This window comes from Desulfotignum phosphitoxidans DSM 13687 (assembly GCF_000350545.1).
Classification (GTDB): domain Bacteria; phylum Desulfobacterota; class Desulfobacteria; order Desulfobacterales; family Desulfobacteraceae; genus Desulfotignum; species Desulfotignum phosphitoxidans.
The window spans coordinates 548,712-572,254 of the sequence record NZ_APJX01000002.1; the positions used below are offsets into that span (position 1 = coordinate 548,712).

At 52.0% G+C, this 23,543-nt stretch carries 17 protein-coding genes; 12 read left to right on the forward strand and 5 right to left on the reverse strand.

From position 1 onward, the window contains the following. Positions 1-17 precede the first annotated feature (17 nt). Positions 18-485 (reverse strand): 30S ribosomal protein S6, encoded by a 468-nt coding sequence (gene rpsF, locus DPO_RS07065; protein WP_006965079.1) that lies wholly within the window; start codon positions 483-485, stop codon positions 18-20. Positions 486-762: 277 nt separating this feature from the next. Between rpsF and DPO_RS07070 the strand changes: the two genes are divergently transcribed. From DPO_RS07070 to DPO_RS07085, 4 genes are all read left to right on the forward strand, one after another. Beyond that, the gene (locus DPO_RS07070; RefSeq protein WP_006965080.1) at positions 763-1,497 is read left to right on the forward strand and encodes an ABC transporter ATP-binding protein; all 735 of its coding nucleotides are present in this window, start codon (positions 763-765) and stop codon (positions 1,495-1,497) included. Next, positions 1,494-3,179, forward strand: a complete 1,686-nt coding sequence (locus DPO_RS07075; protein ID WP_006965081.1) for a putative ABC transporter permease subunit — start codon at positions 1,494-1,496, stop codon at positions 3,177-3,179. The genes DPO_RS07070 and DPO_RS07075 overlap by 4 nt, the downstream gene beginning before the upstream one ends. Before the next feature lie 267 nt (positions 3,180-3,446). Then, complete coding sequence (locus DPO_RS07080; protein ID WP_006965082.1) at positions 3,447-3,656, forward strand: type II toxin-antitoxin system HicB family antitoxin; 210 nt, start codon at positions 3,447-3,449, stop codon at positions 3,654-3,656. A 339-nt stretch (positions 3,657-3,995) separates the two neighbouring features. After that, positions 3,996-4,298, forward strand: coding sequence for a transcriptional regulator (locus DPO_RS07085; RefSeq protein ID WP_006965084.1), 303 nt, complete (start codon positions 3,996-3,998; stop codon positions 4,296-4,298). 66 nt (positions 4,299-4,364) lie between these two features. Here the strand turns inward: DPO_RS07085 and DPO_RS07090 are convergent, their stop codons facing one another. Beyond that, positions 4,365-5,273, reverse strand: a complete 909-nt coding sequence (locus DPO_RS07090; RefSeq protein ID WP_006965085.1) for a radical SAM protein — start codon at positions 5,271-5,273, stop codon at positions 4,365-4,367. A gap of 545 nt (positions 5,274-5,818) precedes the next feature. On the opposite strand from DPO_RS07090, the gene DPO_RS07095 reads away from it, so the two are divergent. From DPO_RS07095 to lptE, 4 genes are all read left to right on the forward strand, one after another. Beyond that, positions 5,819-6,379, forward strand: a complete 561-nt coding sequence (locus DPO_RS07095) for a hypothetical protein (protein WP_006965086.1) — start codon at positions 5,819-5,821, stop codon at positions 6,377-6,379. 879 nt (positions 6,380-7,258) lie between these two features. Then, positions 7,259-7,450, forward strand: coding sequence for a hypothetical protein (locus DPO_RS07105; protein WP_006965087.1), 192 nt, complete (start codon positions 7,259-7,261; stop codon positions 7,448-7,450). Between the two features lie 194 nt (positions 7,451-7,644). Then, positions 7,645-10,254 carry a leucine--tRNA ligase gene (gene leuS, locus DPO_RS07110; protein ID WP_006965092.1) on the forward strand — a complete coding sequence of 870 codons (2,610 nt, stop codon included), beginning with the start codon at positions 7,645-7,647 and terminating at the stop codon, positions 10,252-10,254. Positions 10,255-10,267: 13 nt separating this feature from the next. Next, positions 10,268-10,774, forward strand: a complete 507-nt coding sequence (lptE, locus tag DPO_RS07115; protein WP_236609915.1) for an LPS assembly lipoprotein LptE — start codon at positions 10,268-10,270, stop codon at positions 10,772-10,774. A gap of 62 nt (positions 10,775-10,836) precedes the next feature. On the opposite strand, the gene rpsT is transcribed toward lptE, so the two are convergent. Continuing rightward, entirely contained in the window at positions 10,837-11,091 is a 255-nt protein-coding gene (gene rpsT / locus DPO_RS07120) for a 30S ribosomal protein S20 (protein ID WP_006965096.1), read from the reverse strand. Positions 11,092-11,195: 104 nt separating this feature from the next. On the opposite strand from rpsT, the gene murJ reads away from it, so the two are divergent. From murJ to DPO_RS25810, 4 genes are read left to right on the forward strand one after another with little or no spacing between them, the layout of a single operon-like run. Next, positions 11,196-12,764 (forward strand): murein biosynthesis integral membrane protein MurJ, encoded by a 1,569-nt coding sequence (gene murJ / locus DPO_RS07125; RefSeq protein ID WP_006965098.1) that lies wholly within the window; start codon positions 11,196-11,198, stop codon positions 12,762-12,764. Then, complete coding sequence (locus tag DPO_RS07130) at positions 12,751-13,035, forward strand: FtsB family cell division protein (RefSeq protein WP_006965100.1); 285 nt, start codon at positions 12,751-12,753, stop codon at positions 13,033-13,035. Before murJ ends, DPO_RS07130 begins: the two co-directional genes overlap by 14 nt. Positions 13,036-13,046: 11 nt before the next feature. After that, positions 13,047-13,334 carry a hypothetical protein gene (locus DPO_RS07135; RefSeq protein ID WP_006965102.1) on the forward strand — a complete coding sequence of 96 codons (288 nt, stop codon included), beginning with the start codon at positions 13,047-13,049 and terminating at the stop codon, positions 13,332-13,334. Further along, positions 13,331-14,038: a LysM peptidoglycan-binding domain-containing protein gene (locus DPO_RS25810; RefSeq protein ID WP_006965104.1), complete on the forward strand. Its 708-nt coding sequence runs from the start codon at positions 13,331-13,333 to the stop codon at positions 14,036-14,038. The genes DPO_RS07135 and DPO_RS25810 overlap by 4 nt, the downstream gene beginning before the upstream one ends. Here DPO_RS25810 and DPO_RS07145 read toward each other — a convergent pair. Both DPO_RS07145 and DPO_RS07150 read right to left on the reverse strand, forming a co-directional pair. Further along, a complete protein-coding gene (locus DPO_RS07145; protein ID WP_006965106.1) occupies positions 14,008-21,735 on the reverse strand; it encodes a type I polyketide synthase in 7,728 nt (2,575 codons plus the stop codon). The two genes, DPO_RS25810 and DPO_RS07145, sit on opposite strands and share 31 nt — an antisense overlap. 98 nt (positions 21,736-21,833) lie before the next feature. Beyond that, on the reverse strand, positions 21,834-23,456 hold the full coding sequence (locus DPO_RS07150) for a PfaD family polyunsaturated fatty acid/polyketide biosynthesis protein (RefSeq protein WP_051069356.1): 1,623 nt from the start codon (positions 23,454-23,456) through the stop codon (positions 21,834-21,836). Positions 23,457-23,543 lie beyond the last annotated feature (87 nt).

Below are 23,543 nucleotides of genomic sequence, written 5' to 3' on the forward strand. Positions count from 1 at the left end.
ATCCTTTCTAACTAAATTCAATTCTGATCGTCTGTGACGGTTTCATCGGATTTTTTTGATGTTTCATCCGCATCCGAGTCATCGGTTTCTTTGTCTGTTTCGGCATCGGCTGTTTTTTCAGCATCCTGGGATGCGGCTGTTTCAGCTTTTGCCGCTTCAGCATCCTGAGCCTCTTTGGCCAAAGATTCCGCGGTCTCATCCGCGGAAACAAGGATGGTCATGTATTTCATGACATCGTCACTGAGTCTCAGATTTCTTTCAAGTTCCTTGACCAGGTCCCCGGTGCCCCCGTAGGTCAGGCAGATATAGTGGCCCCGGAATTTTCTGTTGATTTCATAGGCCAGTTTTTTGCTGCCCCAGTCATCAACATACAACACAATACCATTTTCTTTGGCAATGATATTTCTGACTTTATCAAGCAGGTCCGTGCGTGATTGATCCTGAAGATCAGGGTCAGAAATAATGACGGTTTCGTACTTCCTCATTTCATCTCCTTGCGGATATAAAGCCCCGGCATGATTCCGGAGCAAGGGATTAAATAAACCAACACCTGCCGTTCAGGTGTTTAATAAAACCATTCTATATACCATCGGCACCGGCCAGGGTCAAGGTGAAAATGGACTGGCACCAAGATTTCAGTTGACAAAAGGGGAGGGGTTGTCTTAATCATCGAAGAAGACCAAACCGGGAGGAAAAACATGGCGCTTCACCGGCAGACATGATCGGCAACATACAGATCACCATTCTTAAAACCAGGTAAGAATGATATCCATTGAAAACATCACCAAACAGTATCAGGGGGTCACGGCCGTCAAGGATCTGACCCTGTCCATTCCTTCAGGGTGCCTGTTCGGGTTCATCGGTCCCAACGGGGCCGGAAAAACCACCACCATCCGGATTTTGGCCGGCATACTGGTGCCGGACGCAGGCACGGTCAGGATTGCCGGCATCGATCTGAACACCCGTCCGGAAAAAGCCAAACAGAAAATCGGATTCATTCCGGACCGGCCCTATTTATATGAAAAACTCACGGGCAATGAATTTTTAAAATTCTGCGCCGATATCTACCGGGTGAGGCCCAAAGATTTTATTGCGGCCCGGGACCGGTATCTGTCGCTGTTTGCCATGCAGGATTATGCCGATCATCTGATCGAATCCTATTCCCACGGCATGAAACAGCGCCTGGTCATGGCATCGGCCCTGATTCATGATCCTGAGATCATCATTGTGGATGAACCCATGGTGGGCCTGGATCCGGCCGCCATCCGGCTGGTGAAAAAACTGTTCCGGGATCTGGCTGATAAGGGAAAAACCGTGTTCATGTCCACCCATACCCTGGAAATCGCCGAAAGCATCTGTGATCAGGTGGCCATTATCCACAAAGGCAGGATCCTGACCCATGGAACCGTTGCCGAGCTCCAGGCCCGGGCCGGTGACTCCCATGACCGGCTGGAAGATCTGTTTTTGGATCTGACCGGATCAGGAGAAGTCCCGTGAATGCGGTGATCCTGCTGTTGACCCCGGGACTGCGGGGCATGAAAAATCAGCTGTGTCACAAATCCGCATCCCGCATCCCCTGGAAGCTGTTTTTTCTGGCGCTGCTGGGCCTGTGTTTCTGGGCCGGAACATTCTGGATCTCCTGGCGGGTCCTGATGTACTTTTCCGGTATTGATGAGATCGGCACACTGCTGTCTTATAAAATGCTGTCCATGATCATTACCGTGGCGTTTTCCTTGCTGTTCATCAGTGCCGTTATCACGGCTGTGTCACGGTTTTATCTGTCCAAAGACCTGATCTGTGTTCACGCCATGCCCGTGCCGGCCTGGCAGGTGCTGTTGTCCCGGTGGACGGCTGCTTATGTGGACGGCTCCTGGATGGTGCTGCTGTATCTCATCCCCGTGCTGCTGTCGTATGTGCTGGTTTTTGACAGCGGGGGTCTTACGTTTGTATTGATGGGCATGTCCGTCATATCCCTGTCTGTGACAGCATCGGTTCTGGGAGGCATCTTTGTCATCATTCTGGTCATGGTGATCCCGGCCGGCCGGCTGAAAAGTGTTCTGGTGGTTGCCGGCATTCTGGTGTTCTGCCTGCTGTATCTGGCTGCCCGCATGATCCGGCCCGAACAGCTGGTGGACCCGGAAGCTTTCAACACCGTGCTCTTGTACATCGCTTCATTGGAAACCCCGTCATCTCCCTGGTTTCCCGGCACCTGGTGTTTTGACAGCATCAAAAACCTTCTGGAAAAAAACACGGGCCCGGCCCTGGTCGATATGGCGCTGTCCTGGAGCTTTTCTCTGGTGGCTTTGCTGGCCATGCTTCTGGCGGCCGACCTGTATTATAAAAAAGGGTTGTCAAAAAGCCTGGGCAAAAAGCAAAAAACGGTGAAAGGACCGGACAACGCCCGCCTGATGCAAAAAAAGCAGCCCTCTTTGACCCTGGCCCTGGCCTTCCGGGAGATCCGGTCCTTCATGCGGGACCAGACCCAGTGGAGCCAGATTTTTCTGGTCCTGGCCCTGATCATCATCTATATATACAATTTTACCCTGCTGCCCCTGGACCGATCTCCCATCAAAGCATTTTATCTTCAGAATCTGCTCAGTTTTCTGAACATGGGGCTGGCCCTGTTTGTGCTGACGGCCGTGGCCGGCCGGTTTGCCTATCCCGCCGTCAGCATGGAGTCCGAAGCGTTCTGGATTATCCGGTCTTCGCCCGTGTCCCTGTCACGATTCCTGTGGATCAAATTTCTGGTTTATCTGGTCCCGTTGTTCATCATGGCCCAGGTGCTGATCGTCACCACCAATATCCTGCTCCATGTCACTGTCTTTATGATGATCCTTTCCATTGTCACCACGGCCCTGGTGGTGCCGCCCGTGACCGCGCTTGCCATCGGCATCGGCAGCATATTTGCAGATTTCAATCTGGAGAGCCCGTTGAAAAGTGTTACCAGTTTCGGCGGCATGGTCTATATGACGGCCTGTGCCGCGCTGGTGGCTGCCGTCATCCTGCTGGAAGCCGGTCCCGTCTACACCATTTTCATGGCCGGTATCAAAAACCGCCCCCTGGCCGGATACGAAATAGCATGGAGTGCGGTCAGTTTTGTGCTGGTTCCCCTGATCTGCACAGCCTGTGTCATTATTCCCATGCGGCTGGGGGCCAGGCACCTGCAACAGCGGCACTAGTCCGGCGTTATCTGATCAGTTTCAACCCGGCACCGAAGGGGGCACAGAGGGCTGTTCGCAGATACCAGATATGATTGTTGAGGTTTTGATTTATTCATGATAGGGCAAGAGAGGTTGCGTGGGACCCGAATCAACGATTGCAAGATGGGTGAGACTGGACAACTGGAAAAAATGCAGACCTGATTGTGTTTGTACTATTTTAAAAGTGGAAAGAGATGAGATATAAAGGTGCCGAAGCTCGTACCAACTTAAATTTGGGAGTAGACGATGAATAAATATGAGATAATCATCTATTGGAGTGAGAGTGATAAATTATTTCTCGCAGAAGTCCCAGAACTCCCTGGATGTATGGCTGATGGTCATAGTTATCAAGAAGCTGTTTCAAATGCAGAGATAATCATAAACGAATGGATTGAAACTGCGAAAGAGTTGGGGCGTGAGATTCCGAAACCTAAAGGGAAATTAATGTATGCATAATCAGGCTAATTCAGCCGACGTAAGCCACACTGCTGATTGGCGGTGTTACTGAGTTACCCTTTATTAATAATGCAAATATTTGCGAAATTAATATTTTGCTCTCCAATGGTCAATTCAACGCCGCTCATTTATGTCCCTGTCACTGTTGATATCACGCCGGTACCTATTTACCCAAAATGCCACAAGTGGCAAAATGGGTAAATATCGATTTATTGAAAGGTTTTACGGTCCCACAGGTGGCGAAAAAGCACGACTGGCCTGAATCTCTGGTCTGGTCCCGGGCGCTGGTAAATGCGGATGATTTCAGTCGGTTTAAGGCACTTCAGTAAGGGTAATATTATGAAATCTGACAAACAACTGACAATCAGAGAACAGATCATCCGCTGCCTGGAAGCGGCGCCCATGACCGCAAGAGATCTTTCAAAGGCCCTGCGGATCAGAGAAAAAGAAGCATACTCACACCTGCCATCAATTGAAAAAAGTATCCGCCACCAGAAAAAACAAATTAAAATAACACCATGCTACTGCCTGGGCTGCGGATTTGAATTTAAGGACAGAAAAAGTTTCAAGAAACCCGGAAAATGTCCGGAGTGCAAGAAATCAAGAATCGAGCCGCCTGTATTTCAAATCATGGGGTTTTAAATGTGAACTGAATGTTGTGATGTCAGGTATAAAATTTTTGTGATCATCTATCATTATAGCCCGGCGTTATCGGATCAGTTCCAACCCGGCGTCTTTTCCCATCTGAAGAGCGGTTTTAAATTCTTTGGCTGTCAAGGGGGCGGCCAGATCGGGGAATTGGGCGGCATCTCCCATGGGCCGGTACTGGGACATAAGATTTACATGGGTGTTGGAAGACACCTCGTTTTTAAGAAATTGTAAAATCCGGCGGGTTTCCTCCAGCCGGCCGGGCATGACAAGGTGCCGCACCAGAAGTCCGGAAACAGCAATACCATCTTGATCCACAACCAGATCCCCCACCTGGGCCTGCATGGCCAGGACAGCTTTTTTTGCTGTCTGACTGTAATCGCTGGCATGGCAGTACTGTCCGGCAGCGGCATTGTCCCAGAATTTGAAATCCGGCATATAGATGTCAATGATCCCGTTTAAAAGCGCCAGGGTATCCCGGTTTTCATATCCTGAGCAGTTGTAGACCAAAGGAATGCCCAGGCCCTGTTCAATGGCCGAATCCAGGGCCTGAAGTATCTGGGGGACCACATGGGTGGGGGTCACAAGATTGATGTTGTGGCATCCGGCCTGCTGAAGGTGCAGCATGATGGCGGCAATCTCTTCTGGATCTGCTTTTTGTCCGGCCCCTGAAACGCTGATGTCGTGGTTCTGGCAGAAAACACACTTGAGGCTGCAATGGGAAAAAAACAGGGTGCCTGAGCCATTGTCCCCGACCAGTGGCGGTTCTTCCCCGAAATGCGGCGAAAAACCGGCCACCACCGCTTTTTTCCCGGTGCTGCAAACCCCTTTTTCATCTCTGGTCCGGTCAACCCGGCAACGGCGGGGGCACAGGGTGCAGGAGGACAGCAGATCCATGGCCTGTTGAATGGCCTGTTTCAGCCGCCCCGTCTGCCTGGCCCTGATATACCCGGGGATATATGATTGCATGGCCATGCTCCTTTAGTCGATGCATCAAAGTAAAACAGCATCCGGGCAGAGTGAGACCGGACCGGATACCGATTTCAAGGATCGTCCCTTTGGCCGGGGGAATGATTATCCCCGTTTCGTATTGCGGTTGATCCCCTGCTGGCGTTTACATACCACACCCGGGCCTTTAAAAAAAACAGATAGATGGCTTGGTTATCAGATACATCAATACGCAACAATTTTTTCATTGGTCAGATCATAGCGCCGGCAAAGAAGGGCCGTTCGCAGATACCAAATATGCTTGTTGAGGTTTTGATTTATTCATGATAGGGCATGAATGGTTGCTTGTGACCTGAATCAAAGATTGCATGATGGGTGAGACTGGACAACTGGAAAAAATGCAGGTCTGATTGTGTTTGTACTATTTCAAAAATGGAAAGAGATCAGATATAAAGATGATAAACATTTTTGCTCTTTTTTCATTTTAGCATGAGATACAGATAGATAATCTCTTTGTAAAGGGTAAGCTGATCCACACATGAACTTGTTATAGCTAAGTACAAATTATGAAAAGAATTACTATCGGCAATTACGAAACAACTGAATTGAAAACATTTGGATATGTCTATTTGTCTTCATTTGGAGCTTTGTGGCTTTTCATTGAACCATTAGGTGCTTTTAGTATTGCTCCAAAATATTTATCAAATCTTGGTTTGATAGGATATCTTGGTCTTTTTGTGGTGGCCTTCATTTTAAGCATCTTTCTTTGTCGGATTTGGGAAAACCTCATTTTTTTTAAACAAGACTTGATCACTTTAAAAATTGAATCTAGTTTGGAAGGAGTCAATTATTTGGTCAAAGCCCCCGCGAACATGCTAATTTTTGATTTTTCACATTTATTTATCGATCGCCTTGAAAAAGGGAAGGCCTCTAAAAAAGTAAAATTGCTAAGAAGAGGCAACTCACCTGTATTGAACATGAAACGTGATGGGGAAAAAATTGAGTTAGATGATAATATTACTTTAAAGGAAGCTAACCTGTTAGAATCCGATGTGTTCTTTATTACAGGAAGGCCGATTAAACCCGACAATACTCCAAGATTTCAAGTTTCGTCAGACTTTAAATAAGACACACAATAACTTGGCGTTTCACTGGATTGCAGAGGGCTCAGTCGGTTTGACTTTGGATAAACAACCTTCAATCGCCCGAATACGTTTTCTGGAATCCCTTGTAATCAGTATACTTGGCGTTAACATCTTTTTTTACTCAAAAATAATTATCTACAGCATGCGTTTTCAAAATCCGGAAAAAGAATGGATACCAATATAAATCATGAGGTCTTTACAGTGAAAGACCCGGACAGTGGAAAAGAAAATGATGGACTATGATTTTCTGTGCCGGCAGCAAAATTTGGCGATGCAGTCTCTAATTGGCAGATGGATCAGGTACAGATTCCCAGGTGAAAATGTCAGGCATGTCAGATTGTTGATTTTCAGCAAATCCCTTTACCCGTGCGGGATACGGGCATATATCATTTGATGAGTGTCAGAAATGCAAATTTTTGCATTTCCGACAATCCTGTTTTTTTCAACCATATGATCCGGCTGGAAACAGCTGGTATCTGCGTGTTTCCAGCAGAAATAAATCAGGTTCACTGTTTTTTATTGACCGACAAAATAACCATGGCATGGGTGGATGAAAAAATATCGGTGGGGTAACCTGCCATGGATCTTTTCAAAATCTCTGAAATCCCTTGCCTGGCAAAGGATTGGGAGTATTGATTCTTAGAGCTGTTTTTGAAAATATCAGAAATGCAAAAATTTGCATTTCTGATACCTTTGGTTTGCCGGGAAGTTGAAAGGGCTGCAAATCGGGGACATACGATCAGTCTGAACTTCTGACAGCACTGATTATTTTCCCTGACCGCATTCACCCATAAGTATCCCTGATGGGTGGCAGCCATGATATCTGGAAATTTGACATTATGGGCCAATCAGGATATCTAAATGGGTCGATGTGAGTTCAGAACCCAAACCATTAATGAGGATGTAATATTGTTCAAGCCAAATTATTCATTTGAAAAGCGCCAGAAAGAAATGGCAAAGAAAAAGAAAAAAGAGGAAAAAAGACAACGCAAACTGGAGAAAAAAAACAATTCTGATCCGGATAATGAGAACACCGCTCCTTCCAAAGAGTAACCTGTTTGCCGAAACCGGGTGCAACCGTGTTTCTTATCATCTGAATTTCCTGTAATCTGGACGCCCATGTGTCTGCGTTCATTTATTTAATCCCGGGTTTTCTATCCCTTGCTATTTGACCAAGGTTGTGGCATCTATTGGGTTTTAATATGTAAACAGATGTTTTAAGATGCGTGGGAAAGGAAAAAAGAAACATGGAGGAACGGTACAACCCTGCGGATGTGGAACCCAAATGGCAGGCTTTCTGGAAAGACCGGGGACTTTTCAAGGTCACGGAAGACCCTTCGAAGGAAAAATATTACCTGCTGGAGATGTTTCCCTATCCGTCCGGGAAAATTCATATCGGGCATGTGCGCAACTATACCATCGGCGATGTGGTGGTGCGGTACAAGAGAATGCAGGGATACAACGTGCTTCACCCCATGGGATGGGACGCATTCGGCATGCCTGCGGAAAACGCGGCCATTGACAACAACACCCATCCGGCGGCCTGGACCTATGACAACATCCGGGCCATGCGGGCCCAGCTCAAAAAAATGGGATTTTCCTATGACTGGGACCGGGAGATCGCCACCTGCCGGCCGGAATATTATAAATGGGAACAGTGGCTGTTTTTAAAGATGCTGGAAAACGGCATGGCATACCGCAAGGAATCCTTTGTCAACTGGTGTGAAAAATGCCAGACCGTGCTGGCCAATGAACAGGTGGAACAGGACAAGTGCTGGCGGTGTTCCCAGCCCGTTCACCAGAAAAAACTGTGGCAGTGGTTTTTTAAAATCACGGATTTTGCCGAAGATCTTCTGGTGCACTGCGACCTGTTGCCGGGATGGCCGGACAAGGTCACGGTGATGCAGAAAAACTGGATCGGCAAAAGCGTCGGCTCTGAACTCAAGTTTCAGGTCGCGGACATGGACGAAGAAATCGAGGTGTTTACCACCCGGCCGGACACGATTTTCGGGGCCACGTTCATGTGCCTGGCACCGGAACACCCCCTGGTGGAAACCCTGTGTCAGGGAACGGATCAGGCCGCAGCTGTGGCGGATTTTGTGGAAAAAGTGGCGGCCCAGGAACGGTCCCTGGAAGGCCTGGAAAAATATGAAAAAGAAGGGGTGTTCACGGGGCGGTTTTGCATCAACCCGGCCACGGGCGAAAAAATCCCCATCTATACGGCCAATTTCGTGCTCATGGGATACGGCACGGGGGCCATCATGTCCGTGCCCTGCGGAGACCAGCGGGACTTTGACTTTGCCAGAAAATACCATCTTGAGATCCGGGTGGTGGTGCAGTCTGAAGGCGAGACCCTGGACCCGGACACCATGGAGGCCGCATATGCCGGCCCCGGGGTGATGGTCAATTCCGGCCGGTTTGACGGCATGGACAATGACACGGCCATGGAAGCGATCACGGACTGGCTGGCAGCGCAGGGCAGAGGGAAAAAAGCGATCTCCTACCGGCTGCGGGACTGGGGCATCTCCCGGCAGCGTTACTGGGGCGCGCCCATCCCCGTGATCCACTGTCCGGACTGCGGGGTGGTGCCCGTCCCGGAAACGGATCTGCCCATAACCCTGCCTGAAGATGCCAACCTGCTGGCCAAAGGGGGTTCTCCTTTGCCCACCCTGGATTATTTCAAGCAGACCATTTGTCCGGCATGCGGCAGAGAAGATGCCCGGCGGGACACGGATACCATGGACACGTTTGTGGAATCGTCCTGGTATTATCTGCGGTATTGTTCTCCCCGGTATGAAAGCGGCATGTTTGATCCGGATGCCGTCAAATACTGGGCCCCCGTGGACCAGTACATCGGCGGGGTGGAGCATGCCGTGCTGCATCTTTTGTATTCCAGATATTTTATGCGGGTCCTGCATCACTTCGGCATGGTGGACTTTAAAGAACCGTTCACCCGGCTGCTCACCCAGGGCATGGTGTGCAAAGAGACCATGACCTGTCCCGAGCACGGGTATCTGTTTCCGGAACAGGCGAAGAAAAAAGGGGACGATGCCTTTGTCTGCACCCGGTGCGGCAAGGATGTGGAAGTCGGCCGGGTCATCAAGATGTCCAAGTCCAAGAAAAACGTGGTGGACCCCAATGACCTGCTGGAAAAATACGGGGCAGACGTCACCCGGTTGTTCTGTTTGTTTGCGGCCCCGCCGGAGCGGGACCTGGAATGGAGTGAAGACGGGGTGGATGGCAGCAACCGGTTTATCAACCGGGTGTGGCGCCGGGTCCTGGAATGCATGGAAAAAATCGACACCCAACAGGTGGCTCCGTTCAGCGGACCGGCCGGGGATTTGAAAAACCCGGCGGCCAAAGCCTTGTACATCAAAACCCACCAGACCATTCAAAAAGTCACGGCGGATATCGATGAAAGCTTTCATTTCAACACGGCCATCGCTGCGGTCATGGAGCTGGTGAACGCTTTGTACACCATTGATCTGGATACATCAGACAAGGAAACAAACGCCGTGGTGCTGGCTGCCATCAACAACATGGTGCTGCTGCTCAGTCCGTTTGTGCCGCATTTCTGTGAAGAGCTGTTTGAAAAGATGGGGCACAAGGGCAGTGTGCTGGCGCAACCCTGGCCAAAATTTCGCAAAGACAGCCTGGAAACCGACCAGGCCCTGGTGGTGGTCCAGGTCAACGGCAAGCTGCGGGCCAAATTCAGCGTGGCCGCGGACACCAGTGAGGCGGTCATCAAAGAAACGGCCCTGGCGGATGAAAATGTGGTCAGACATATTCAGGATCAGCCCGTTAAAAAAATCATTCTGGTCAACAAAAAACAAATTCTTGTCAACATTGTGGTGTGATATGATCGGTTCCATGAAATCTTTGATGCTTTTTTTCGCCGGCGGGCTGCTTGTGCTGTCCGCCTGCGGGTATCGCCTGGAGGGAGGCGGTCCCGTTCATCCCGGGGTGACCCGGGTGGGCGTGGAAGTGTTTACCAATCGAACGGCCCAGACCCGGGCCGGCATTGATTTTACCAATGAATTGATCCGTGAAATTCAGGACCGGACCGACACTGCCGTGGTGGCCCCGGCAAATGCCGCGTATCTGATCAAAGGAGAAATAACCGCCATCACGTTTTCGACCCTGTCCCGGTCTTCCACGGAAACAGTGACGGAAAGGCGGGTCAGAGCTGTGGTGGATGTGAAATTGCTGTCACCTGATAAAAAAGTGATCTGGTCCGTGAATAATTTTTCCGCGCTTGAATCTTTCACGGTGGGTTCGGACAATATCGATGATGAGTCCAATATCAGAGATGCCTTAGAAATCATTGCACAACGAATGGCGGATCGGCTGGTCAGCCAGATGTCAGCCAACTTTTGAACGAGAGAAAAACGGTTGAAAACAAGACAGGATCTACCCCGGGTAAATCCTGTCTTTGTTATTTACGCGTGCACAAGTTTGGAAAGTCTTGAAATTTTTCTGGAAGCGGTATTTTTATGAATAATGCCTTTTTGGGAGGCTTTTTGAAGGGCGGACTGGTTTTGCCGCATCAATTCCATGGTGGCATCATCCCCCGATGCCTTGGCCGCACGCAACTTTTTTTCCAATGTTTTCAGTGTGGATTTTACAGATCTGTTTCTCTGTCGTCTGACCAGGTTCTGTTTTGCCCGTTTTTTTGCGGATTTGTGGTTGGCCAATTTACGTTCACTCCTTGTATTCGTCGGTTGAATTTTAAAAAATTAGATATTTCAAAACCAAATATCTACAAAAATTTTGCTTTCCTGTCAAGGATAATTTTGTCATGGCCCTGATCAAACATACAGCCGCAATCACCGGTTTAACGCTTTTAAGCCGGATATTCGGGGTGATCCGGGATGCGTTCATCGCCATGATGATCGGAACCACGGCCGCAAGTGACGCTTTTTTTATCGCATTCCGGCCCTTTGACCTGCTCAGAAAAATGTTCAGCGACGGCATTTTCAGCATCTCTTTTGTGCCCCCTTTTTCCCGGTCCATTCAAACGGGTCAACAAGATGAGGCCGTGACAATGGTGACCAGTGCGTTCGGGGTCCTGTCTGCCTTGAGTGCATTTCTGATTCTGGCCGGATGGTTGCTGGCCCCCTGGTTGCTGCATTTCATGGCACCGGGATTTGCGCCCGGCGGGGATCGGTTTGCTTTGACCCTGACCCTGTTTAAAATCATGATGCCGTATCTCTGGGTCATTATGATGATTTCTTTGTGCATGGCCGTGTTGAACACCCTGGGCCAATTTTGTGTGCCCGGAGCCACCCCCCTTGTTTTTAATCTGGTGGTGATTGCGTTTGCATTGACCGTACCAAAGCAGGTGTTTGACCCCGTGATCTGGCTGGCCGTCGGAGTGATGGCAGGGGGCGGGATTCAGCTGATGTTTCAGATCCCTTTCATGGTCCCGTACCAATTGTTTCAACCGGCCCGGTTTGTCTGGTGTCATCCCCCGGTCATGGACAGTATCAAAAATATGGTGCCCTGTATGGTGGGGGCGGCCCCGTATCAGATCAATATGCTGGTGATCTCTTTTCTTGCTTCTTTTCTGGTGGATGGCAGTGTGTCGTTTCTGTATTATGCCGACCGCCTGGTCCAGTTTCCCGTGGCCCTGATCGCGGTGTCAATTTCCACGGTGCTGCTGCCTTTTTTTTCCAGAAAAGCGGCAGCCGGAGACATTAAGGACATCAGCGACGTGTTTGATGCCGGGGTCCGGCTGGCCGTGTTTGTGGCTGTACCGGCCATGGCCGGACTGATGGTGTTGCGCGAACCCATTGTCCGGCTGTTGTTCGGCCAGGGTGCTTTTGACACAGCCGCCGTGATCAAGACGGCGGAATGCCTGTGGTATCTGGCCCTGGGCATCGGCGCATTTATCGGCACCCGCCTGTTCGTGACCCTGCATTATGCCTTGAACAGTTCCCGGGATCCTTTTTATGCCGGAATCATATCCATGACCACCAATCTGGTGTGCGCTCCTTTACTGATGTATTATATGGGGGCACGGGGGCTGGCACTGGCCGTGACGATGTCTTCCATGGCCGGATTCTTTTTTTTGATGACCCGGCCTCTGGCAGGGGTGGTTGTCTCAAAAACAGGTATTCTGGTTTCAGCTTGCAGAGCCTTTTTCTTATCTGTTATAATGATCATTTCAATCCAGTGGGTAAAACAGCACCTTTTCTTTGATACCCAAGGAAAGCTGTTATTGGGGATAAAAGTGATGGCTTGTGTGTTGCTGGGTATGGCCATTGTATGGATCGGGGCCAAATTGCTGCATTTGCCGGAACTGAGCATGATCGGGCACAGGCTGGATGACCATTTGAAAAAAAAGGATTCCCATGGGGCGCATTGAAAAATTCGGTTTATATCTGACATTGTTTCTGATGGGGCTGTTTCTGGTCTTTATTTTTTTCTCCACCCACGGGATTCGGGATTATCGTCAGCTTAACCGGCAAAAAGCATCCGTATCCGCCCAGATCGATATTGTGAAACAGGAGAACCAGCGGATAGAAAATCAGATCCTGCGGTTGAAACAGGATATTGAATACATCAGACATCTGGCAAAACATGAACAGGGTATGGCAGCACCGGATGAATTAATTTTCAAACAGAAAAATAAATAAAGGAAATGGATATGGACCATGCGTATCATACCCGGGAACTGGCAAAAACCTATGAAGCCCAAGGGTATTACAGGCAGGCACTGGATATCTATACACAGCTGGACGAAAACTTTCAGGGAAACGACACGGGCGTGCTGGCCGCGTGCCGCCGGCTGGAAACCCTTTTGGCAGAAAAAAAACCCGTAAACAGTAAAATTCGTTTGACCGCTCTGGTCGAAGACTGGTTAAAACTATGGTGGACCACACACCATCTGACAACGCTGGACAACCTGATGTCACAGGTGAGGAGAGAAAAATGAAACAAAAGGAAAAACCCGCCTCAAAAATTCCCACCACCCAGACCAATACCAACCGGAAAAAAGCGGAACCCAGTGCCGGCCCCTGGGGTGTCAGCACGTCGATGTTTAAAAAAAACGATACCACCCTGATTATTGCCGGCGCGTTGATCGTGACCCTGATCGTGTTTTTTGTTTTTTTTCTGTCATCAGGATCCCGAAACGAACAGACATCGTCTTCTCCTGAAACCAGCCGGATTCAGGAGATGGAAACCCGTCTGGCAGCCCTGGAACAATCCCTTGCCGCCTTGACCTCAAAAATGGACGCTAAACTGGCTGTGATCGCGGACAAAGCCGCACGTCCAAACACGGATATGGATGCGGCCCTGGCACAGATCCGCAGACAGGTTGCTGCTTTGGAGTCCGGCGTTCAGGTTAAAGTGGATACATTGACCCGGCAGGTGGCGGGTCTGGAAAAACAATTGACCGAGGCAAAAGCGCCCATCCTTACGGCGAGTCCGGAAATTAAAGAAAAAAAGGCCCTTGAAAAACCCGCGGCCCCGGCGCAGACCGCTGAGACGGAGGCGTTGTATCATACGGTTCAAAAAGGAGAAACCCTGTGGCGTATTTCCCAGAAATACGACATCACCGTTGACCGGCTGCGCCAGTTGAACAACCTGGCCCCGGATGCAGATATCTATACAGGTGCAAAAATGCGGGTCAGGTGATCCCCGGTTTTTTTCAGCCCCACGGGCGCAAAGGCCAGTCCGAAATTTTTCATTTCATAGATCACCCGGCCATCCACGCAAAGGGCCCCGTCCGCCGTTGCCGCATAGATATCGTTTTCCTGTGATACCTGACGGATATGGGTGTGAATGGTGACCTCTTTGTGGGTCGGGATGATCTGCCCCCGGTACACCCATTCATGGGTATCCCCCAAAACCGGTGACACGGCATGGGTGGACGGGTCCATGGAAAAGGTTTCCAGTAAATAATACCGCAATGTCTGCAAAAACGATTCAATGCCCAGAGATCCCGGGCAGACCGGATCCTGATAAAAATGCGCGTCAAAGAACCATTCTTTGGGATCCACGGTTTTTTTGGCACGGACATATCCATGGTTGAATTTACCGCCGGAGGGATCCAGTACCTCAATGGCATCGATCATGCGCAGGGCATCCCCGGGCATGCCCGTGTCCGGGCCCATGGAAAGATCCGCTGGTGTCCGGGGAGAAATGGATGGAAATACTTTAAAGGGTTCCCGGGGCACAGCGGGTGTGTTGGAAACCAGGGCGCAGTTCTGGATGCCTTTTTGACTGGCCAGGGCCTGGGCCGTGAAAAATCCGAAACGGGTGGTGCCTTCATAGACTGTTTGACCATGATTGCTCACCTGCATGTCAAATGACTGAAGAATCATGTCTCCGGCCTTGGATACATCGGTCATCCGGACCCGGACCAAAAGGGTGCCGGCATCCCGGGACACCTCTTGAATATATCGGGCCGTGCCGCCCAGGTTTCGAAAATGCAGCCTGTCCTCACTGTGCAGTGCGGAGCCGGCATAGGCAGCCAGCCAACCGCAGGGCTGCAACGCGATCTCCAGCAGAATGCAAAACGGCAGGGTACGGGTGTAATTGGCTGTGAAATACCAGGCATCGGCCGGCACATCGTATGCCGTTTCAATCCATCCGTCCGGCTGCATCTGCCAGGGGACATGATCCGCCGTCAACACCCGGTCCATGAAAAAATAAGGGGGCCTGGGCAGGCGGGCGATCTGACGGTCTTTGTCAAAAATCTGGTATCTGGCACCAAATGCGTCGGACGGGTTTCCCTGGGCAAAGGCCAGGATGGCTTTTTTGTCAAACAACGGTTCAGGTTTGAACTTGTCATGCAGGGCCGTGTCCACCACGGCTTCAAATCCCATGATACTGGCTGTCACATTGCCAAGATCGTCAAAAAAGGTGAAATACCCCTTGATCTGATGGTCCGTGTTTTCATTGACGGTAAACAGAATATGGATGCCGGCATTTTCAGCCGGCTTTTGCCGAAACGAGGAATAAATCCGGAGTCCGGCCACAAAGCTGGGCAGACAAACCTGTTTCCGGGTTTCCCAGGTCCAGAGGATGGCCGCCTGAAACGCGGCATCCACCAAAAGCGGGTCCGTGGTCCAGCCGGTTTGGGGGGGCGTTTCAAACCAGTGGTCCGGGGAAGGGGCCATGGTGGCCGTCACTTCGATCCCTTTGTCAGAGATGCCGGAAATCGCGGTAATGGCCTGAAGGTCTTTGCCGTGAAACAAAACGGTTTCATATGCGGCTTTTACGCTCAATTGACAGGGGCTTAAGTCCATGCGGTTTTTGCCGGATAACACGGGCGGGTCCGGCAGGGTGTTTTTCAACACGGCCGTGGCATGGGTGACACAATCGTTGTCGTCAGACACAGATGTCAAAGACACGAAAACAAGGTATCGGGTATCCGTGCAGGTGCATCGGCTGACGTTCACGGCCAGCCGGACGTCCCGGTTTCCAGGCCGGATGCCTTTTAACAGCCGCAGGTCATCCAGTCCGGTCAACACCAGACCCGGATGGTTTTTTTCCGCTGCATGGGCCATGATTTCAGCCATCAGGGCAAACGGTACCACGGGTTCATGATTGATCCGGTGGGATGTGATGATGGGAACGGTTTTACGGCTGATCACCATCTGGCTGACCAAAGACAGCTTCGGGGGTTTTTTCTGTTTCAGATCTATTGTCGGCGCCGTAATGACAATTTCCGTGTGATTGGGCTCCGGGTTTGCCATCTCCCGGATCAGCTGCCGGGCACCGGCGGATATGGGAATCAGGCCCACCCCTTTTTTGGCAAACACCTGTTTGAGCCCGTCATGAACCATGCCCCCGTCCCAGGGCCCCCAGTTGATGGCCAGGCATTTGCAGTCGGGTTTTTTTGCAGCCATGTCCCCCATGCATTTGTTGAGCACTTCATTGGCCATGGCGTAATCGCACTGGCCCGGATTTCCCGTTCGGGCCGCAATGGATGAAAACACGATCATATATTTCAACGGATCGGTCTGTGTGGCCTGAATCAATGCGTTCAATCCGTCGACTTTGGTGTCAAACACCCGGTTGAACTGGTCCGGATGTTTATCCACAATCCATTTGTCTTCCAGCACGCCGGCCCCGTGAATAATTCCGGCAATGGGCGTGTTGAACCGGCTGCGGATCTGATCCAGCGCAGCCTTTACCGCTTCGGGCTCCCGAATGTCCGTGGAAACATACACTGCTTCGGATCCATGGGACCGAATTTTTGCCAGGGTCTGCTGAATCTGGCGATTGGCACAAATGGCTTGAAATCTTTTTTCCAGGTCGGCCGGGGTGGGCTTTTTTCCGGCAAATTCATGGGTGAGGATCGCTTTTTTCAATTCACCCGGATCAGACAGGGATTTTGCCCAGTCCGGTTCATCAAAGGGAGGGGCGGATCTTCCCAGCAAAACAAGGGTCAAGGGACCGGTTTTTGCCAGCTCTTCAGCACAGGCGGCCGTCACCCCTCTGGCACCGCCCGTGATCACCACCACATCATGGGGTGAAAAGTTCAAACGGCCCGGTTGGACGGGTACCGTCTCCAAAGTGGGAATACGGCAATGTTCCCTGCCCAGCCCCATCTCCACGGGTCCCTGGGTCATCATCAATGCAGCGGCCGCATCTGCGCATTCAACCCAAGCCTTTGGATCATTGGGCAGGTCCAGGGCATGGCACAGCACGTCTTTCCATTCCAGGGCCGCTGTTTTGGCCAGACCGGCCAGGCCCCCATACTCAGGCAGGGTGTCAAACCCGTAGGGCGGAATCCCGAACCCCCCGCCGGAAAAGGTGACGGTGGCCAGAAATGCCCCTTTTTGCGCGGCAGAGGTCTGAAGATGGCGGCCGTTTTTATGGACCAGGGCAAACGCGGTCTTTAAAAATGCAATGGCGTTAGCCGTGTCCGTCTGAGACAATTGATTCTGGACAATCACCAGGCCGGCGGCATCGGTCAGATCCGGGATGTTTTCAGATGAAAAATCCAGGAGTTCCGCGTTCTGGCCCTGTTTGTGAAATGCCTGTATCAACGGGTCGGCCATGCCGGCCTGATCCCGGGTGATATAGATTTTTCCCGTGTCTGGTACCTGGATTTTTGAGCCGTTAAAAAAACGGACCTGCTGGATGGAAATCTTTTCCAGATGGATGGTTTGACGGGTCAAATCCGGGTTTTCAGGCGGTTTTGGGGCATCATCCCCGGATGAAGCGTTTTTTTTTTCCTCAGGTTCCGGCAAACACGGGCCCTGATCCAGAAAGGAAACCATGTCCCGGATGGTTTTCAACCCGGCCATGTCATCTCCGGACAGTCGGGATGCCGTGTCTCCCAGCGTTTGTTCCAGCCGGGATAAAATTTCCACCCGCTTGATGGAATCCACCCCCAGATCCGATTCCAGGTCCATCCCCGGTTCCAGCATTTCTTGGGGAAACCCGGTCAGTTCACTGATGATGGTGACAATCACATCCATCACCCGGGAATCAGAGTTCGGGCCTGAACACGACGTCCCAGCGGTCTGGGTATCGGTTCCGGCAGCAGCCCCGGCAGCGGGTCCAGATGTATCAGATTCAGGTGTGTCAGACTCAGGCATATCAGATTCAGATGAGCCCGGTGTGTCGGAAAACACGGTGTCCAAAGATGGCGCATCAGATGTTTCAGAACCTGCGGATGAAATGGCCCGGCAGATATCGGCCAGGGTTCTGGCCGTGCCGATGTTTTCCGTGGTCAGGCCCCGGGTGTCGGGCAGTTGTTTTTCCAGTTCGGAAATGATTTCCACTTTTTTGATGGAATCCACCCCTAAATCCGATTCAATGTCCATGTCCGGTTCCAGCATTTCTTCGGGGAATCCGGTCAGGCGGCTCACGATGTCAAACAAAACAGACTGAATTTTTGCGGACGCCCGGGCCGGGGAGGGGGCCGCAGTCACGGGCGGGTCTGAATGCGTGTGCCGGGGAGAAGCGGTGGTATTCATTTTTTCACGCAAGGGGGGCTGCTCCGGCAAAGGCGCTGCCAGCCGGGAAGCTTGGTTGTCCGCCGGCTGGGGTGCGGGGCTGTTCACCGGCTGGGATGCAGGAATGTCCGCCGGCCGGGGCATCACAGGACTAGTGTCCGGCACCGGAGAAATACCGTCCACAAATTCACGGGTGTGTGACATCATGGCTGCCAGGGTCTGGGTGGCCCGGGCCTGGGTATCCAGAAATTTTTCATGGGCCCGGGCGGTCTGGGCCTGCAATGCCTGCATGGCTTCAAGCCCTTTGTGAACCAGGTGCATGGCCTGTCCGGTATTTGCCCCGGACCGGGCGGAGGCCTTTGTGTTTGATTTTTGTTGCGGGGCAGGTGAAAATGATGACAACGGGGGCATAACAGGTCCTTGTTGATCCGCCGGAGTTGTTTCCGGCCGGTGTTGTTTTATGGTTTGGGCAGAACTGTTCAAAGAGGGGACATCGGCGTTGCTGGCGCAACATCCCGTCCGGGGTTCAGAATGATTCAAAGGCCGGGGCAATGTTTTTTCAACCACGGGTTTGGGGTTGGCGCCGGATAGTTTTATGCGCATACGTTTCACGGCCGGTGACGGCACGGGGTCTTCCCATGGGGTCAAATCCACGGCAAAGCCTTTGGCTGCCAGATGACACAACGCATGGGCCAGATCCGTGAGCCCGGATTTTTTCCCGCTGGAGCCATCCAGTCCAATCACAGTGACTGGATCCGATGCCAGTATTTTTTTTGTCAGCCCCGTTAACACGGTTTTGGGACCGATCTCCATGAAAAACCGCACGCCTTTGTTGTGCATGGTGTCAATGTTCTGCTTGAAACACACCGGGTGCATGAGCTGATGCCCCAACAGCGATTTAACTGTGTCAGGATCGGTGTCATACAAGGTCCCTGTGGTATTTGACAGCACGGGAACTTTTGTGGGGGCAATGGACTGACCCGCCACAAATTCGTGGAACGGGGCCGCGGCATCTGCCACCAGACGGCTGTGAAACGCGGCTGCCACGGGCAGTTTGACGCATCGGATCTTGTTTTTCCGGCACCATGTCACGGCCTGGTCAATTGCCGGAGTCGGGCCGGACAATACGCCTTGATCCGGGCTGTTCTGGTTGGCCAGCACCAGGTCGGAAAACCGGTCCTTGATCCAGGTTTCAATGTCGGTCAAAGGGGCCTGAACCGCCAGCATGCTGCCGCGGTCCGTTCCCGTGTCACGGGCATGGGCCATGTGCTTTCCCCGGACGGCCGCCAGGTTCAGCAGGGTGGTGTCATCCATCCATCCGGCGGCATGCAGGGCCGGCAGTTCCCCGAAACTGTGGCCACAGGTCATGTGCGGCAGGACATTGAACCGTTTGAGCACCTGGATCATGGCAAGGGAGACCACCCCAATGCTCATCTGGGCCGCATGGGTTTGTCTGAGCCGGGATTCCGTTACGGATTTTTCCTGGGCATACAACGGCGGCGCAAACATCAGTTCAGCCAGATCCGGAAAAGGGGTGGCCGGATCCACTGGGTCCGGGGAATGGGATTTGAAGATGTCCTGTGCCAAATCCAGCGCGGCCATGGCTTCAGGAAAAGCGGCAAACAGGTCTTTGCCCATATCCGGGTACTGGCTGCCCTGCCCGGGAAACAGAAACCCCAGTTTTCCCTGGACCGGGCCGGATTCAAAATATATGGGCCCGGCACCCGGTTTTTTTTGTTCAACCAGATCCCGGGCCTTTGCTGTCAACGCAACGGGATCATCTGATTTCTCCAGGACCATGAGCAGGCGAAAATCATCCCGGGTGTCAAAGGTGTTCCTGGCGTCGGCACATGCCCGGGAAACAAGATGCTGCATTTCTTCATCATCCGGTGAAAAATCGGGCATAAGACTGTTTTTAAAGGTTTCCAGATTTTTCAGCAGCGTGGTGGTGTCATTGGCTGAAAATGCGGCGATCTGAACGGAGCCGTCCCAGGAAACATGGGTTTTCTTTGACGTCTGTTCTTCTAACACCACATGAAAATTGCTGCCCCCGAAACCGAACGCGGACACACCGGCCCGGCGGGGAGTCATGGCGTTTGTGCCGGCAACCCAGGGTTTGGACCGGTGGTTGAGATAAAAAACAGACTGGTTGATGGCAAGGTCCGGGTCGGGATCCTGGGCTTTGAGGGTGGGCGGGATCACTTTGTGGTGAAGGGCCAGTGCGGCCTTGATGATCCCGGCGGCCCCGGCAGCGGCTTTGGTGTGGCCGATCATGGATTTCACGGATCCGATGGCAATCCTTGAAGGGGTTGTTTCCGGGGTAAAGCAGGCGTTCAATGCCGTGAATTCCACCTTGTCCCCCACCCGGGTCCCCGTGCCGTGGGCCTCCACCAGACCCACACTGACCGGATCGATATCTGCCTGGTGATACGCATCCTTGAGTGCTTTGATCTGGCCGGCGGCATCCGGCGCATAAATAGCGGAAGTTTTCCCGTCACTGGAAGTGCCCACCCCCTTGATGACCGCATAGATCCGGTCCCCGGCTTTCCGGGCGTCATGCAGGCGCTTGAGCACCAGCATGCCGATGCCTTCCCCTAAAACAGTGCCGTCCGCATCTTTGGAAAAAGGCCGGGCATCACTGGTATGGGACAACACCCCGGTTTTGGCGAAACACATGTGCATGAAAATATCGTTCAGGCAGTCCACCCCGCCCGTGATGGACATATCGCATTTGCCGGCGGACAGTTCCATGACCGCGGAATGCAGTGCAGACAGAGAACTGGCACAGGCCGCATCACTGACACTGTTGGTGCCGGACAGGTTGAACCGGTTGGCGATGCGGCCGGCCACCACATTGCCCAGCAGTCCGGGAAAAGAGTTTTCCTGCCAGGAGGCATAGGATGACTGAATCTTACGGCAGATCCTGTCTTTTTGTTCCGGTGAAATACCTGCATCGTCCAAAGCGTTTTCCCAGATGGGATATCCCAGTCTGGCGCCCAGGGGAATCACCAGTTCCTGGGTGCCCGTCACCCCTAAAATCACATTGACCCGGGCCGAGGAAAGAAACGGGTGTTCTTTGGGATACCCGGCATCTTCCAGCGCCATTTTTGCCACCTGAAGTCCCAGCAGCTGGGCCGTGTCCGTGGCGGTGATGTTGTTGGGAGGGATGCCGAAAACCGTGGGATCAAAATTGATTTTCGGAATAAATCCGCCCCGGGAACAATATACATGGTCCGGCCGGGATGGATCTTCATCAAAATAGTCTTTAATGGGCCAGTGGGTATCTGCCGGGATCGGCTCAATGGCGTCCACACCCTGGTATAACAGGTGCCAGAACGCCTTGAGGTTGACGGATCCGGGAAAGATGCACCCCATGCCGATAATGGCGATGTCGGTATTTTTTATTTGCTGTGTCATAAACGCTGGTATCAACCTAAGATTTTTTTGGGTTTATTGCGAAATATACGGATCTGATACAAAGAAATCATGCGATGACAAAGGATTTGACAAAACTTTTACATGGGATCCGCTGCCATGGAATCGGTTTGAGGCAAAGATCCGGCCAAAGCCAGAATGTCGGTTTTTTTCATGGGATGGACGGCCGTGGCCGAAGGGGGCAGGACCACACCCTGGGTTTTCAGCATCATGGCCCGAAGGGTGACACTGGCACCCAACAGCAGATTCAACGCCAGATCAGCGGTTTTCCGGTGTTCCGGTCCAGCCAGAAAACTGTTTTTTGCCCACTGGTTGAATGCGCCCATGGCCGGGCCGCACCAGATCTGGTAATCCATTTTACGTTCCAGTATTCCCTGGATGGCCCAGCGGGAACTTTGCCCCAGATAGGAACGGAACACCAGCGCCATTTTGTGTTTGGGGTCCGTTTGGGCTTTTTGTATCTGTGCCGGCAGGTGTCTGGATTCAAAAAACGCGCGAGTGGACTGCCATGCGCGTTCAAAATCAGTTTTCAGCAACTGGGTCTCAATTTCCCGGCGCTGTTTTTCAGGAATATCTTCAAACCGGGCATGGGTCCGGTACAACTGATACAGTTTTTCAGCCCGCATGGCAAACAGGGTCCCGCGTTTCAACACCTGGACCCGGGCACCGATTTCAAACATGTCGGCTGCCGGAGCCATGGCCATATCCGCCTGTTCCGCCTGGCACAGAAGCGTTTTTACATCATCGCTGATATCCGCTTCCACGCAGGACTGATTGATGGACCCCGTGAGGATATAGGCCGCACCCATGGCAAAAGCTGCGGCCGCGGATTCCGGCGTGGCAATGCCGCCGGCCAGTCCCACACACAAAGGATCCGTATAATGATATTCATCCATACACTGTTGTTTCAAGGCCAGCATGGTGGGAAGAAGGGCCAGGGCCGGGCGGTTGTCCGTATGTCCCCCGGAATCGGCTTCGGCCGTCAAATCCTGGGCCATGGGAATGCACCGGGACAGATCCGCTTCTTCCTGGGTGATCCATTTTTTTTCCAGTAACAGGTGTACCAGTTTCCGGGGCGGGGGTGCGAAAAACTGCCGGGCCACCTCGATCCGGGAAACCTTGGCAACCACCTGATTCGGGGCTTTCACCTGTCCGTTTTTGTCTTTGTGAAGCCCTTTAATTCGATAATAAACCAGAGCCGGGGTCATGCGCATGAATGCGGCGGCACTGATCCGCCGGATGCCGTGATTCAGGTATAATTGCACGGTGGCGGTTTCAAGGTCTGAATCCGTCGGGGAATGGATCAGGTTAAAACCAAAAGGTGCGTCTTTTAATCGGGACGTCAGGGTGATGACGGCCTGTTCAATCTTTGATAAAGACAGCCCGCCGGCCCCGAAAAAACCGATCATCCCGTTTTTTGCCATGGCCTGTACCATTTCCACGGAAGCAATCCCGTTGGCCATGGCCCCGGCCACATAAGGATACTTCAGATGGTGCCGGGCCGTGAATGTGGGATCTCCCAGCGCAGACAAAGGGATTGCCGGTGCAAACGCATCAAAAGGAAGCGCTTGGGATGTTTCTGCTTTTCCTGAACGCGGACCGGGCAGGTCATGGGACATGTGCGGCCCGTTGTTTTTTTTTGTGACAAAAATGGGCCTGGATATCTGAAACAGGGCGGATCTGACAGGGTCCGGTCGGGTCATAAGCTGATTTTCCATATCGGGTGTTAAGGTGGTATTGACCGCCTGTCTTACCATAAACCCGCTGGAACAATCAAGACCTGTTGCCGG

Coding starts and splice junctions, on each gene's coding strand:
- DPO_RS07070 (WP_006965080.1), top strand. CDS start 763: ATGATATCCATTGAAAACATCACCAAACAGTATCAGGGGGTCACGGCC.
- DPO_RS07090 (WP_006965085.1), bottom strand. CDS start 5,273: ATGCAATCATATATCCCCGGGTATATCAGGGCCAGGCAGACGGGGCGG.
- DPO_RS07105 (WP_006965087.1), top strand. CDS start 7,259: ATGGGTCGATGTGAGTTCAGAACCCAAACCATTAATGAGGATGTAATA.
- DPO_RS07080 (WP_006965082.1), top strand. CDS start 3,447: ATGAATAAATATGAGATAATCATCTATTGGAGTGAGAGTGATAAATTA.
- DPO_RS07095 (WP_006965086.1), top strand. CDS start 5,819: ATGAAAAGAATTACTATCGGCAATTACGAAACAACTGAATTGAAAACA.
- leuS (WP_006965092.1), top strand. CDS start 7,645: ATGGAGGAACGGTACAACCCTGCGGATGTGGAACCCAAATGGCAGGCT.
- rpsF (WP_006965079.1), bottom strand. CDS start 485: ATGAGGAAGTACGAAACCGTCATTATTTCTGACCCTGATCTTCAGGAT.
- DPO_RS07130 (WP_006965100.1), top strand. CDS start 12,751: ATGGGGCGCATTGAAAAATTCGGTTTATATCTGACATTGTTTCTGATG.
- DPO_RS07085 (WP_006965084.1), top strand. CDS start 3,996: ATGAAATCTGACAAACAACTGACAATCAGAGAACAGATCATCCGCTGC.
- DPO_RS07150 (WP_051069356.1), bottom strand. CDS start 23,456: ATGACCCGACCGGACCCTGTCAGATCCGCCCTGTTTCAGATATCCAGG.
- lptE (WP_236609915.1), top strand. CDS start 10,268: ATGAAATCTTTGATGCTTTTTTTCGCCGGCGGGCTGCTTGTGCTGTCC.
- DPO_RS07145 (WP_006965106.1), bottom strand. CDS start 21,735: ATGACACAGCAAATAAAAAATACCGACATCGCCATTATCGGCATGGGG.
- DPO_RS07135 (WP_006965102.1), top strand. CDS start 13,047: ATGGACCATGCGTATCATACCCGGGAACTGGCAAAAACCTATGAAGCC.
- murJ (WP_006965098.1), top strand. CDS start 11,196: ATGGCCCTGATCAAACATACAGCCGCAATCACCGGTTTAACGCTTTTA.
- DPO_RS25810 (WP_006965104.1), top strand. CDS start 13,331: ATGAAACAAAAGGAAAAACCCGCCTCAAAAATTCCCACCACCCAGACC.